We start from the raw sequence: 13,779 nt of genomic DNA on the forward strand, positions 1-13,779 counted from the left end.
TAAAAGTCTTATTCATGCATATTTTGAGTATAACTATGATAATTGCGTTACCTGCCAGACAACAGGGGTCTTGGAGATCTGCTCCCCCAACCATCGACGGGTGATATTCTGGAACATTCGCGGGTCACCCGTGCAGAAAAATTGATGCACCGGAGTCTCATCCCCACTGGCCAGCTTTCGTTTATCATATAAAATCGTACTGATTTCACGTGCCGTTTCATCTGCTGAACTGATTAACTTCACTTCCTGCCCCATAACTTCCTGAATCGTGTCCATGAGAAAGGGATAATGCGTACAACCCAGAATAAGACAATCGATTGGCTGTTGTTTAATCTCGCCCAATGATTGTTCCACCGTATGTGTCGTGTGCTCGGAACGAAATTCACCTTGTTCCACCAACGGCACCAGCGCCGGACAAGCCTGACTGACCACATCAATATAGGGGGACAACTGTTTGAGTGCCGATGTATAAGCCCCACTACCTATGGTACCCGTGGTACCAATCACACCAATACGTCCTGTACGTGTCGCTGTGATTGCGGCCCGCGCACCTGGATGTATAACACCAATGACAGGCACATTCACCTTGGCACGGATATACTCCAGCGCGGCTGCTGTTGCTGTGTTACAGGCGATAACGATAACCTTCGGATCGAATTGGATCAAGAAATCAACGATTTGTTCCGTAAATTGTTTTACTTGTTCGGACGAACGGGGTCCGTACGGTGTCCGGGCAGTATCCCCAAAATAAATGATCTTTTCCCGCGGGAGCTGACGCATCACTTCCTTGGCGACGGTCAATCCCCCCACACCGGAGTCTAATATAGCGATTGCTTGCTGCACGAACACACCGCTTCCTTCTTCATTGAATTGGTTCTCAAAACGATTGTTTCTCAAAGCTTTCTTCCTACCGTATGAACATTCCGGCAAAAAGGTACCTACATCTTACCCGATTTCATCGCAGGGTTCAAATTAAATCCACGCGCTACGTCATCTATGTGTGGACACGCAACAAAGCAGGCTCTCCTCTAATAGAGGAAAGCCTGCTTATCAAGCTTTGCTTAGTTGTCGTCCTTGGACTCATCCGCAGGAAGCTTCGCTACGATGTCAATTCCGGGTTCATCCACTGCTTTATCGATATCGTTATCAACAATGGCTGCCGATATGCGAATTTCTTTCCCTTCAGCGCAATTGCGCCAGGATTGAATATCCTGAATCACGACATCTGCGGTCTCTTTAACTTTGGATACGATCTGCGAACTTTGTTCTCCCACGATACCAGCCAGTTCCTGACCTTTCTCCGATACCTGACGAGCACCTTCTGTAATATCCTGACGAAGTTCACGTCCCGATTTCGGCGCCAGCAATAATGCCGTTACTGAGCCAACCACGGAGCCAATTAGAGCTCCCCACAACAAACTTTTGTTAGAATCCTTCACGTCACATCTCTCCCTTTACTATTGTTTAAGTACCGGACTAGAAGCAACGGTCTGTCGCTCAGCCATCCGGGCGAATGCCTACTCTGTTGATGCATTATAAGCAGCACAGGCTTGACTTGACACTCCAGATGTTAAAAATAATCTAAACGCTCTTTTTGAATGGATGCAGATGACTTGGCTTAAACTCAATTCTGACGAGCCGGCTCGAGATCAGCCGCGGCATGCTCATCCCCCGGGTCCAAATCAATCACATATCGTCCCGGTGCAATCAATGCCGCCTGATGTTCACAACGCCAGCGACGTCCACCTGAAGAACCCAGCGTCTGTCCATCTTGCAGAACATCCCCCTGATCAAATATGTAATACGCTGCACCCAGTAAGGTCTGAGCCACCGTATCTGGATCAAGACCGACGAAGTGACACTGGACATCAGGTACACCCAGCGCAGATAATCCCACGGTATCCATGACCAACCCGCGTTGTTCCTCTGTACCTCCGGCTTGATACATTCGAACGTTCATGGCTGCATACAGATGTTCCTCACGTTCCTGAGCTTGCGTATATGCTTCCGGTTCAACCAGCTTATCACTGCCATACCAATACAGCGCGTCACAGGTGACACTCTCCATGATTGCCAGTACAGTCTTCTGAAACAGCTCCAAGCGCTGTTTACGAGGCATAGCAGCCGTGAACATATCATGTATCCGGATGGAGTAACGTGAAGCTTCTACAACTTGTCCCACTTCCGGCCAATGCCATGCTTGCTGCAGAGCCCCGCCAAAGCGTGCACGATCTGCAATTTTATTCACAGGGAGCATACAGGTCTGCGCAGGGATATTTCCTTCCTGGAAGGATACCTTATGGTCCAGATGATAGAAGACAAGCATCTCATGCTCTTGCTCTCCACTCCCTTGTTTCACATCCAGTCGGACTTGTCCTGTATGACGAATCATCGATTCCTGCAAACGCAGGCGATCCACCTCTGGACGTTCCCGGAACAAGAGTTCAACCATATACACCGGATGGAATCCGGAAGGTGTTTCATTCGTTTCGTTACTTTCAGTATTTACTTCATTAAATTCTTTTGATTCATTTGTCATGCGATTTCCCTCATTCCTTACGCTGTCCCTCGGCCTGTGCCGTATTGAAAGGACCAAGTTCTGTTTCCACGTAGGCGCTAACCTGAGTAGTAAAATGTTCAAGTATACTCGGCAACTCTACGCTAAGCGGATGAAGCTCAGACCGCTCCCAACTGTAATAATCCTGCACCAGTGGTTTGCGTAACGTGACAAGCTGACGCAATATCTCATAGGTCGAATGATCAAAAACCTTTTCTTCATAATTAATCTGAATAATATCATCATAACTGCTCGCATCTCTCATGATGAAGCCGTCTATCAGATAACTTCCCACATCGGTAACAATTTCGATCGCCAGGTGAAGACAACGTTCCTGTACCATCCCCAGCATGAGACCGCCATCCCAAGCCTCTGCTGCCCCACGAAGTCCTTCAGCTACTTCCGGTACAGCAGCAAGCCGGCGGGCAATCTGTTCTCTGTTCACATAATACATTCGTTCACTTCCCGTTCAGTGAGTTATCGGTTCCGTTTCCCTCTTCGCTTAAGCCAGAATACCATCACAGGACAAGCGATTAGAAACACAACAAAAATATATAGAAATTCCATAACGTCTCTTAAATCGCTCATGCAGAGTCCCCTTTATCTCAACGTAGTTTAAATGACAGATCAGATTTCGTAGTCCACTGCAATTGACTGTTCTCTGACTTCGTTCATGTACTTGATAACTTCCTGATGAAGCGGGTGTACCTGATACGCCTGAAGATCTTCCAGTGACGCAAACTCCGCCGTGAGTGAAATGTCGAACGATCTCTCCGAGCGAAGCACATCAATCCCAATTTCAAGTGAAACCAGAACATCAATTTTACCTTCCAGATTGCGAAGCACCTGGGCTGCAGCTTCAATACTTTCTGCTGAGCGATCTTTCATTTTGAACAGGACAATATGTTTTATCATCTGGGCAAGCACCTCGTTTAATATAATAGTAGAAATGAATGAATTTTCATGTATCCAAAATATATCATAACGTTCTCTATTACGAAAGGATACTTGGAAACGTTCTCTTGATAAGAAAAACTAATCCGAACCGTTTCCTTTCGATTCGGATTTCTTTTGCGATCCATCCTCCGTCTGTTTTGCTGAGTCATCCTCCAAAGTTTGTCCTGTTTCAGCCTGCTGCTTGATGTTGTCTGGAGTTTGCTGCGGTTTGGCCCATTCACGATTCATCAGATACTCCTGATCTTCCTGTTTCTTCAACACTGCAATGGCCTGTCTGAGCTTTGCAGGCAATGGAAGACCGATTTTGGCATAATTCTCGGTAATTGAAATGAGTTCATTCACCAGATAGAAATAAATAGCTCCGCCTTTGATAAAATCGGTTCCCATGATCAGATCAATTCGATGAGCAAGCAAAACAACGGTCAGCATGAGCCCTTTGCGAGCAATCCCCCAGAATCCAATGTTGCTATTCAACCCGGTACCTGTTCTTACCGCCGCTGCCAAACCTGTTATATAATCCACAGCCATCGCGACCGCGAGCAGGCTCAGTAACTGATCCCATCCGCCAAAAGCAAACGTAACAAATGCTCCCGAGATGGCAGCAAAGGTATTCACAGATAGATTCACGTCCCTCACCTCTCCCTTACACTTGAGTATCATACAATATATGTAAAAGTAAGAGATTTGACAGGTCACATGTCATGCTGAACATGCGGATTTATCATTTCAGATTTGTGCACATCCTCTTCATAACAGAAGAACGAAAATCACATGCTTTTGGGGAATTCAGGGAAATAAACCGCATCATATCAACAAAAAACAGATAAAAGTTCTTTAGACCTAATAATAAGTAATTAGAACTATATTATTTTTATTCCTGTTCAATTTCTCCCCTCATTTTTAGTGAAACATTGTAATCTAGGAATATACTAGGATGTGAATTGCGCATGGTCTAGTTCGTAGTTCCCTCTTTATCATGAATTGACGCATTGACGCATTTATAACCGGTAAACCCGGCACTTGAAAGTACCCCGTTGTTTATTGTAGTATTTGGTTAAAAAAAATCGGAGGAAATATGCCTAATCAACCAGAACAACATTCCATCCAGGCGTGGTCTCTGATCAACCGTAAATACTTGGGAAAAGGCGTCCGTGTTAAACGATTCCGAAAACCGACACGCTGTCAAATCCGCAATCGGGTTCTTCTTGCCGTGCTGATGGCCAATGATATCAAATTGTCCCAGCTTGCTGAAGACCTCTCCATCTCTTCACGCAGTGTCAGTGCGTGGGTATATGAAGGACGGATACCCGGCAGTACCAATTTGGACAAGACTTGCCAATTACTCGGCTACCCGCGTCATATTCTCTTCAATGAAGAAGTTGTGCGTAATAGCCCTGTCATATGTCAACCCGAGTCATCCCGCTTCATGAAGCGTACGGTGACCCGTTCTCCGGTTAGTAACCGTATTTTGACAGGCTTGTGTATGGTCCATGATTTGTCGGTGACAGATGTCAGCCACTGGATCGGGGTTCATCCCGGCACTTTCCGCAAATGGCTGCATCAGGGAACACTGCCTTCTGCTGCGTTTCAGGAACAAGCGGAGCAATTTTTCCGTATCCCGAAAACTATTTTGTTCGCAGATGTCATCTTGAAAGATCGTCGCAACAACTAAATAAGCGAACAGCCAAAAGGCTCTGACCTCCTCTTAGGAGGCCAGAGCCTTTTTAAAATGAAATGCATACCTTCTCTCTCGGACTTGAAGCACTGTTCTGGCTATTCCATCAGAAGTGTCAGGTAACCTACCCTTTTTCGCCTTTTGCTCCCAAGGAGAGCCATCACAGCCCGCTACAAGCTAAGTTTATGCATTTCATCATGACCATTCTCACTAAAAGGTCATCCTAACTTCGTGTTCAACACTTCATTGATATATCTCAACCCCGTATATCGAGGACGAAGCGTATGCGCTGTGTTGAACGCATGTTCCACCATCTCCGGGGTTACACCGAGTTGCTCAGTAGTCACAGGTCCACCTACTTGTTCCAACCATGCGATGAGCTGAGAAGCCTCCGGCAATTGGTCATATATCCCAAACACCGGTTCACCCGATGTCTGTGCAAGTTCTTTATATTTTACCGTAAGTAATGCACAAGCTACGCCAACTTTGGCACCATGCAAAACCGGTCTTTCTCCCGCTTGCATCAGATCCATCTCCAAGATGTGAGACAGATGATGCTCACCTCCGGATGCCGGACGGGAATGGTCAATGATCAGCATGGAGATACCGGAAACAATTAATGCATCCATTAATACAGCTACTCCCTCTGCTCGCCCCTCCGCAATAGCTTGTACATGATCTATGCAGGTATTCAACGCTTCTTCTGTCATCCGATAAGCAACTGGACAGAACGGTTCTCCGCCCAGTTCACGAGAAATAATCCAGTCTGCAAGTGAAGTATATTTACCAAGCATATCTCCGAATCCGGCAGCTGTCATCACTTGGGGAGCTTGCTCCAGAATATCCAGGTCGGCAAAGATAGCCTCCGGCGGAACAGCCTGAAATGTTTGTTTGACGCCGCTTACAATTAAGGGTGCACCCGCAGAGGTAAACCCATCCACTGAAGCCGCTGTCGGTATCGACAGAAAGGGCTTGTTCATTTTGGAACAAACAAATCTCACTAGATCATGAATGGTACCTGAACCCACCGCAATTACAGCCTGACTTTCCAGTTTCACACCCAACATGACCTGTACAATAGCTGCTTCATCCGCAATGATATCACCCGTACGTTTCTCCGGTAGAGCGATCTCATCCACATCCATTCCCGCTTCCCGAATACTGCTCAGCACATCAGATCCAGCGGCCAGAAACGTATGTCGATCATAAACAACCGTCACCTGACGATATCCTTGCTCAGACAAATAACCCGGTAACCTCTGAATGGCCCCAGCTTCCAGATGAATCAGCATATCCACCACCCGGTGTTGATGACCGCAAGCACACTGTTGTGCTTCCTCATTCCATGCTGCAATTCGTTCGTTCATATTCATTCGCTCTTACCCTCCCATATGAGATATCATGCATAATTAACGGGTTAAAACCACAAGATAAAAAAGGAAATAAAATGTGATGATTTTCCTGATCACACTTTACTGCCTGTACCCAATATTTGCAAATCCATATCTCACATTTCCAAGTAGGTGAAGCAATGAAATTAACCAAAGAATTAGGAATTTCGCTCGGATTTCTCGCTGGAACCACTTTTGGCAGTGGTATCGCTTTTTTGTTTCGTCTCCAGTCGGTTGAAGTGGTTGCCAGTGTTACGCTATTTGGTATTGCAGGAGCCATTGCCGGAATCATCATGGCAGTCATTCTGCGCCAGCGGCAACATTAGCATTAGCAAGCCGGTAGCAAAATGTAGGCTTCACACGAATGATCCACAAAATAAAAAAAGGTTCGTGAATTGCCCTAGAGCAACTCACGAACCTTTTTTTGTTAGATGCGGTCGAGAGGACTCGAACCTCCACGGGGGGTTAGCCCACACGGACCTGAACCGTGCGCGTCTGCCAATTCCGCCACGACCGCATAATATGTATCTCCTCATCCATCGATGAAAAGCGTTCCGGTGAAGCAATTCCTTGTTTTACCGTAATTCAGAGTATACATGCTCCAAAATAAAAATGCAACTTCTTTTTTATTCATTCAAGAATAGGACATATGTCCTTTTTTCTCAACTTCAAACACCCTATCGTAGCATTAAACAAATATACCATCCATACGAATGCAAAAATGAAGGAGAGATCCACCTTGAAAACAACCCATCTGTGCTTTATCGGTGCCGGGTTTCATGCATCCACAAATATTTACCCTTCTGTTGTTGAAGCCGGAGCGCAGATCCAGGCCATTGCCACACGCAGTATGGAACGCTCTGAAGCAGCTCTGCTGCGATTTGGCAGCAACGGAAAAGCGTATGATAACGCTGGGCTTATGTTACAGCAGGAAACTTGTGACGGTGTCGTTGTGGTCGCACAGCCTGTAGATCAGACCGCTCTTGTCCTTGAATGCATTCGGGCTGGTAAGAATGTATACGTGGATAAGCCGCTCGGATGGAATGCAGCGGAAGCCGCCGCTGTAGCAGAAACTGCCGAGCAGGCTGGCGTCATTGTCATGGTCGGTTTTATGAAACGTTATGCTCCCGTATACATGAAGCTGAGGGAGCTCATTGATAGTGGTTCGCTAGGTAAGGTACGTTCATTCCAGATGAAATTCGCTGTAGACAGTACCCCATTTTGCAAGGATGAGGAACAGTTCATGAAGCTCGCTGCCATACATATGGTCGATCTGATGCGTTACTTATTCGGAGAAGTAATACGGGTTACAGGCACAACCGTGAAAGATGGGGAACACATTAATCAAAGCATTTCCCTTGTGTTTGAGAATAACGTAGTAGGCAGCGCTTATTTTACCGGCATGAGCGCTTGGTCACGGGAGAGTGAAAGTGTACTCGTCACCTTTGACAACGGATTTGCGTCAGCTGAAGAAATCAACACACTTACTGTTCATCAATCCCGAAGCTCGACCAACCTTCCCTGGAAATCTCTCGAGGAGCAAGATACTGTATATACACCTTCCGGATCTCCCATGTCAGGAGCTTATCGCGATCTTTATCTACGCGGGTTTGTTGGTGAAATGGTGCACTTCATCAAGTGTTGCCAGAATCAGACCGTCCCATATTCCAGCGCCAAGGATAATATTACAACGATGGCTCTATGTGACTCCATTCTATCATCACTAAAGTAGCGTAAATACGCTCATCATCATATTTTATACATCCAGAGAAGAGGAACTAATCTCATGTTGGACACAGGTCTACTTATCATTCGTCTCGTGATTGGTTTCATTATGATTGGACATGCATGTAAGAAACTGTTTGGCTGGTTTGGAGGCGAGGGTATATCAGGGACGGCTGAATTCTTCGGAGCGATTGGCCTGAAACCCGCTAGACCCTTGGCAGTGTGTGCCGGACTTGCTGAACTGATCGGTGGGTTCCTGTTTGGAGTCGGTCTATGGATTATCGTTGGTGCCGTTCTGCTCATTCTTCCGATGATTGTAGCCATAGCCAAGGTGCATGCCGATAAAGGTCTATGGAATCTGAACGGAGGATTCGAATATAACCTTGTGATGATCGGATCATTACTTGGTGTTGCTCTCGCTGGAGCCGGTGCATATTCCCTCGATGCCCTGATATAATGTACAAAATTCATCACATGGAGCCTCAATGTTTCGCAAGACGAAACCGGGGCTCTTTTTTTTTATTATAGACATCAACACATCTGCCTTCGACTATAATTAGGGTTTATAATCTTCATCATAAGTGATATGCTCTTTCATGAACTATACGTACTTTATGTAATGTAACCACCCAAATAGATACCATAGAAAATCACCCTAAAGTGGAGGTGTACTTATAATGAAAAAGGACGCGACCAAGCCATGTCCCGCGCCATACGGCTGTTCCGTAGAAGTTACCCTCAGCGTGATCGGAGGCAAATGGAAAGGTGCCATTTTGTATCATTTATTCTCCGGTCCTTTGAGATTTAACGAGATCCGAAAATTGTTTCCTGACATTACCCAGCGTATGCTCACCCTGCAACTTCGAGAGTTGGAAGGCAGCGGAATTGTTCATCGTGAAATATACCCCCAGATCCCACCTAAAGTGGAGTATTCCCTCACACCATTTGGTGAAACGTTACGGCCGATCATCTTCAGCATGCGAGATTGGGGAGAAACGTATACAAATGAGGTTCTGGCCAGATCCTCACAAGAGGTATAAAACACAAAAGAAGCTGTTCCTAGTTTTTAGGGAACAGCTTCTTTGCTTGCTTATTTAATAACCGTTTGGATCGTAACCGTACGGTTACGCCCCTCTTCCTTCGCTTGATACAGTGCATTATCCGCCAAGTGAAACAGTTCTGTGGATGTTGTGGAGTGTTTCGGATATTCAGCAATTCCAGCCGAGATGGTGACGGAACGATCTATAGGCAATACGCTTTCTTCGACCGTTATTCGGATACGTTCAGCAATCTCAAAAGCTACGTTAGACTCGGAATTTCTTAACAAGACTACAAATTCCTCTCCACCAAACCGTGCGCAGACATCTTCTGGTCGAACAGACAATTGAATGATATTGGCAATGTGTTTCAACACTTCATCCCCAGCATGATGACCGAATGTATCATTAATGGACTTGAAGCGGTCGATATCCAGAACAATAATGGAGAATGGCGCCTCATCCTGAATCCATTCCTGAATAACTTCTTCGAAGGTTCTGCGATTGTTCATACCTGTTAAAACATCTGTTCTGGCATCATAGACAAGCTGGTTTGTCTGTTTCCTAAAGTTCGCCAATGCGCCAACAACTGCTCTTGTTAGAAGGTCTGCCTCTCTATTCCAGTGAGGTTTCATCACCGGTAGATCCACTTGTCCCTTATCGACCTGATTCACCAAATCAGCCAGCATAGCAAAAGGACTGGCCAGCTTGCGTGCAACCCGAACCACAATAAGGGTCAGGATCAGGAAAGGAACTGAGGTGTACAGCAACAACATACGGATATGATGATTCAACTGATCGTACACCGTTTGGGTTGGAGACACGATTACGACACCCCAGTCTGTTGATGGAACTTTGTAATAACCTGCAAGCGAATCCACACCTGCCAGATTTTTGTATTGTTCTTTACCGTGCTTGTTTACTAGCAGCTTTTGCACCACTTCATTTTTACTGACATTTTCACCAATTCGGTTGGTGTTTGGGTGAAATAACAAAGTGCCCTTCTTATCCACAATAAAAAAGTAGGAACCATTACTTGTCTTGAGCTGACTGCCAAAAGACAGACTCAATATATTATTTTCCTGCAGAAAGATATTTCCACCGATTGTTCCTTGGTACTCCCCTGCCGAATCAAAGATCGGTTCACTGACAAATACAATTCTGCGTTTCGTTCTGGGTGTCTGGTACGCTTCGGAGATATACGAAGTCCTCAATTTAACCGCTTCTTTTGCTGCATGGGAACTAACATGGTGACCTACACTAGCCTGTGAGTAGGGTGAGGTAGACCTGATTACTCCCGCTTTATCTACCAAGGAAACGGAATTAAAAAAATTACTGCTATTGCGAACCAAATCCAATGTGGAATTCAATTCTTTTGTATTGGACTGATCCATATCCGGGAAATAATTGGCTGCATATTTCAAGCTCTCCTGCATGGAATAAAAAAGCGAATCCAGCGTTTGGCTCATTTGCACAGCGCTGGCATAGTTTAGCGAAAGGGTGTTATCAATGAGTGACTGTTTCTGAGATGTATAAGATGAGATGACCATGAGGGTCAATGTCATTATAACTGAAATAGTGACCAACCCGCCGAGTAAAGCCGTGAGGCTGATCTTCTTGATGTTTTTTATTTTTCTTCGTAATCTAGATCTCTTGATCTGTGCAATCATCGTTTACTTCCCCCGGATTTTCATGAAAAGGCATATTCCTTCTATCTTATACGAAAGTTGTTAAGATCAAATAAAGAATTTGAGAAATCTTAACAATTACATCGTAAGATTGACGATTTAATGACATTTTACTTTCCCTGGAAGAATCACTGTTCAGGATCGCCCTAATCGACAATGATATATCCTTCTTCTGGCTCTTGTTCAACAAACCCTGCCATCTGACGAACCTGAAATTCGATCGGGTGATGACTACCCATTAAAATGCGATTTTGAACTTCATCCGCTGTTTCTGTAGGTAATGCGAATGCACGTGTATAGACAAACTGTGCCTGAAGTGTCGTATAGATCGCATTGACAAGCCGATCGTTGCCCGCACGCCCAAACACATTAAGGATCACAGCTCCGTCCGAGTCCAGCTTGTCCTTGACCATGGCAAAAAAATCACTGGATATAAACTGCTCGGGTGTACCCGTTGCCGTAAAGGCATCAATAATAATATAATCATATGTCGCAGCGGGTTCCTTGCCTAATAATTCACGACCATCCCCAATGAGCACAGGACTTCCCTCATATCCAAAAAAGGTTTGGCTCAACTCCACGACCTCTGCGTCAAGCTCAGCTACCTTTACCTGACGATCAGACAAGTAGGTTGGCAATGTGCCAATACCATGTCCCACCACAAATACGGTATCAAACTCAGGATCATTCCGTTCCATTAGATGCACCATCGCTCTCGGATACTCCAACACCATCCGGTTAGGCTCATCCAAATCCATGGCTCCCTGCACAGCTGCGTTGGAGAATTCTAATACACGAAACCGGCCCTTCTCTCCATAAAGCTTTTTGGTATCATATACCGTCAGCTCATGCTGTTCACTTTTATTTCGATACAGAACTCTCACTAACCGTTCTCCCTTCGTGCTTTCACACCTATTCGACATATACCTTCATTCTATTACACGGGATGACAACATACCACCCTATACTTGAAAGATCGTAGTACAACAAAAAGACCGTTCCGATCATTCGGAAACGGCCTTTTGATGAACCATACAACACCACTAAGACCCTATGGCCTCATGCAGAGCCTGGACATATGCGACACCCAGATTAGAGAGAGAAGTACTTTTGTGGCTTATCCACCCTACATTAATCGATTCCTCACATTCCAGCGGTACAGGAATTATCTCGTTTCCGTTCAGATCAGCGCTAAGTACACCCGTAGAGATCGTATAACCATTCAGACCAATCAACAGGTTAAACAATGTTGCGCGGTCATTAACCTGTATGCTTTTGGGGTGAGATAACGTACTTAGGATTTCTTCGGAAAAATGAAAGGAATTGTACTCCCCCTGATCAAATGACAAGTACGGATAATCCTGCAGTTGCTCGATTGCAACCGACTCCTGCTTCGCCAGCGGGTTCTTCACACTGATAAAGATATGGGGCTTGGCTATGAACAAACTCGTGAAAACCAATCCCGCATCTTTTAACAATTTGTTAATTACCTTGGCATTGAACTCATTCAAATACAGGATGCCAATTTCACTCCGCAGGCTTTTCACGTCCTGAATAATCTCGTAGGTCTTTGTCTCCCGAAGCGCCAACTCGTATTCATCCTGACCATACTGCTGTACCAGACGAACAAAGGCATTTACTGCAAACGCATAATGCTGCGTCGATACGGAGAAGTGCTGAGGGGATGGCTTGGCGTTCAGATAACGATTCTCCAGCAGTTCAGCTTGTTCTACCACCTGACGTGCATAACTCAGAAACTCAACGCCTTCTTTAGACAGAGATATCCCCTTATTGGTACGTTCAAAAATAGTAATTCGCAACTCCTGCTCCAGATCCCGAATGGCATTCGAAAGGCTGGGTTGCGAGATAAACAACCTCTTGGCTGCTTCATTCATGGAACCGCGCGTGGCAACTTCGATCACATATTTTAGTTGTTGTAATGTCACTGCACTATTCCTCTTTTCGTATCAATTGAACCTATTATATACCAAAAGAGGATCCAACCTTAAGCCATGCTTGCTGTCGGTCTCACTACAATCTCATTTACGTCCACCTCTGCCGGCTGGCTAATGGCATACAAGATACTTTGCGCAATCGCCGAGGCGGGAATGGATATGCGCCGATACTCTTTCATGAGATCACGTGCTTCTTCATCAGAAATCGTATCCGCGAGTTCCGATTCCGTCACGCCCGGTGATACAAGGGTTACACGGATGTCTCCGCCTACTTCCTGTCGCAACCCCTCCGAGATGGCGCGGACCGCGTATTTGGTTGCACAATACACCGCTGCCGTTGGTGACACGGCATAGGCTCCAATAGAGGCGATGTTAATAAACTGGCCGAAACCCTGCTTTTTCATGACGGGTAGTCCAGCCGCAATGCCATGCAGAACACCACGAATGTTAACATCTATCATGCGATTCCACTCATCTACTTTTAACGATTCAAGGGGAGATAGCGGCATGACTCCAGCGTTATTTAAAATAACATCGACACGTCCATAGCGAGTTTGAGCGAGGTCAACGATCGTATGCATCTCTTCCAATCTGGTAACATCCAGCGAATGATACTCCACCGATCCGCCTTCCATACGAATCGAGGAGGCCAATGCCTCCAAACGTTCCATACGTCTAGCTCCAATAACTACGTGTGCTCCATGCTGTGCAAGCAATCGAGCTGTTGACTCACCAATTCCACTACTCGCACCGGTAATGACAACAACTTTCCCTTTTACATTGGACATATTAAA

At 45.6% G+C, this 13,779-nt stretch carries 15 protein-coding genes, 1 tRNA gene and 1 pseudogene; 5 read left to right on the forward strand and 12 right to left on the reverse strand.

What is annotated here, in order from left to right:
* Positions 1-33: 33 nt before the first annotated feature.
* The 6 genes and pseudogenes from racE to BLS69_RS13675 form a co-directional block, all read right to left on the reverse strand.
* Positions 34-843: a glutamate racemase gene (gene racE / locus BLS69_RS13650; protein ID WP_076209504.1), complete on the reverse strand. Its 810-nt coding sequence runs from the start codon at positions 841-843 to the stop codon at positions 34-36.
* A 218-nt stretch (positions 844-1,061) separates the two neighbouring features.
* Complete coding sequence (locus BLS69_RS13655) at positions 1,062-1,439, reverse strand: YtxH domain-containing protein (protein ID WP_091032288.1); 378 nt, start codon at positions 1,437-1,439, stop codon at positions 1,062-1,064.
* A 185-nt stretch (positions 1,440-1,624) separates the two neighbouring features.
* Entirely contained in the window at positions 1,625-2,539 is a 915-nt protein-coding gene (locus BLS69_RS13660; protein ID WP_091032291.1) for a DUF4261 domain-containing protein, read from the reverse strand.
* Between the two features lie 10 nt (positions 2,540-2,549).
* Positions 2,550-3,011, reverse strand: a complete 462-nt coding sequence (locus BLS69_RS13665; RefSeq protein WP_091032295.1) for a DUF86 domain-containing protein — start codon at positions 3,009-3,011, stop codon at positions 2,550-2,552.
* Positions 3,012-3,184: 173 nt separating this feature from the next.
* A complete protein-coding gene (locus tag BLS69_RS13670; RefSeq protein ID WP_017689429.1) occupies positions 3,185-3,472 on the reverse strand; it encodes a Dabb family protein in 288 nt (95 codons plus the stop codon).
* Between the two features lie 285 nt (positions 3,473-3,757).
* A pseudogene (locus BLS69_RS13675) lies at positions 3,758-4,174 on the reverse strand (holin family protein); the annotation flags it as partial.
* A gap of 415 nt (positions 4,175-4,589) precedes the next feature.
* On the opposite strand from BLS69_RS13675, the gene BLS69_RS13680 reads away from it, so the two are divergent.
* Positions 4,590-5,186 (forward strand): helix-turn-helix domain-containing protein, encoded by a 597-nt coding sequence (locus BLS69_RS13680; RefSeq protein WP_017689431.1) that lies wholly within the window; start codon positions 4,590-4,592, stop codon positions 5,184-5,186.
* Positions 5,187-5,407: 221 nt separating this feature from the next.
* On the opposite strand, the gene BLS69_RS13685 is transcribed toward BLS69_RS13680, so the two are convergent.
* Positions 5,408-6,562: a sn-glycerol-1-phosphate dehydrogenase gene (locus BLS69_RS13685; RefSeq protein ID WP_091032301.1), complete on the reverse strand. Its 1,155-nt coding sequence runs from the start codon at positions 6,560-6,562 to the stop codon at positions 5,408-5,410.
* A gap of 158 nt (positions 6,563-6,720) precedes the next feature.
* Between BLS69_RS13685 and BLS69_RS13690 the strand changes: the two genes are divergently transcribed.
* On the forward strand, positions 6,721-6,906 hold the full coding sequence (locus BLS69_RS13690) for a hypothetical protein (RefSeq protein ID WP_076209053.1): 186 nt from the start codon (positions 6,721-6,723) through the stop codon (positions 6,904-6,906).
* Between the two features lie 106 nt (positions 6,907-7,012).
* Here the strand turns inward: BLS69_RS13690 and BLS69_RS13695 are convergent.
* A tRNA-Leu gene (locus BLS69_RS13695) sits at positions 7,013-7,097 on the reverse strand.
* Between the two features lie 222 nt (positions 7,098-7,319).
* Here BLS69_RS13695 and BLS69_RS13700 point away from each other — a divergent pair.
* From BLS69_RS13700 to BLS69_RS13710, 3 genes are all read left to right on the forward strand, one after another.
* Positions 7,320-8,312 carry a Gfo/Idh/MocA family protein gene (locus BLS69_RS13700; protein ID WP_091032304.1) on the forward strand — a complete coding sequence of 331 codons (993 nt, stop codon included), beginning with the start codon at positions 7,320-7,322 and terminating at the stop codon, positions 8,310-8,312.
* 54 nt (positions 8,313-8,366) lie between these two features.
* A complete protein-coding gene (locus tag BLS69_RS13705) occupies positions 8,367-8,762 on the forward strand; it encodes a DoxX family protein (RefSeq protein ID WP_091032306.1) in 396 nt (131 codons plus the stop codon).
* Positions 8,763-8,982: 220 nt separating this feature from the next.
* Positions 8,983-9,345, forward strand: coding sequence for a winged helix-turn-helix transcriptional regulator (locus BLS69_RS13710; RefSeq protein ID WP_091032309.1), 363 nt, complete (start codon positions 8,983-8,985; stop codon positions 9,343-9,345).
* A gap of 50 nt (positions 9,346-9,395) precedes the next feature.
* On the opposite strand, the gene BLS69_RS13715 is transcribed toward BLS69_RS13710, so the two are convergent.
* From BLS69_RS13715 to BLS69_RS13730, 4 genes are all read right to left on the reverse strand, one after another.
* Positions 9,396-11,012 (reverse strand): sensor domain-containing diguanylate cyclase, encoded by a 1,617-nt coding sequence (locus tag BLS69_RS13715; protein WP_091032312.1) that lies wholly within the window; start codon positions 11,010-11,012, stop codon positions 9,396-9,398.
* Positions 11,013-11,176: 164 nt separating this feature from the next.
* Positions 11,177-11,914: a spermidine synthase gene (locus tag BLS69_RS13720; protein WP_091032316.1), complete on the reverse strand. Its 738-nt coding sequence runs from the start codon at positions 11,912-11,914 to the stop codon at positions 11,177-11,179.
* Between the two features lie 159 nt (positions 11,915-12,073).
* Positions 12,074-12,976, reverse strand: coding sequence for a LysR family transcriptional regulator (locus tag BLS69_RS13725; protein ID WP_091032319.1), 903 nt, complete (start codon positions 12,974-12,976; stop codon positions 12,074-12,076).
* Positions 12,977-13,035: 59 nt separating this feature from the next.
* Complete coding sequence (locus BLS69_RS13730) at positions 13,036-13,773, reverse strand: SDR family oxidoreductase (RefSeq protein ID WP_091032323.1); 738 nt, start codon at positions 13,771-13,773, stop codon at positions 13,036-13,038.
* Positions 13,774-13,779: the final 6 nt, after the last annotated feature.

The organism is Paenibacillus sp. CF095 (assembly GCF_900101225.1).
Taxonomy (GTDB): Bacteria; Bacillota; Bacilli; order Paenibacillales; family Paenibacillaceae; genus Paenibacillus.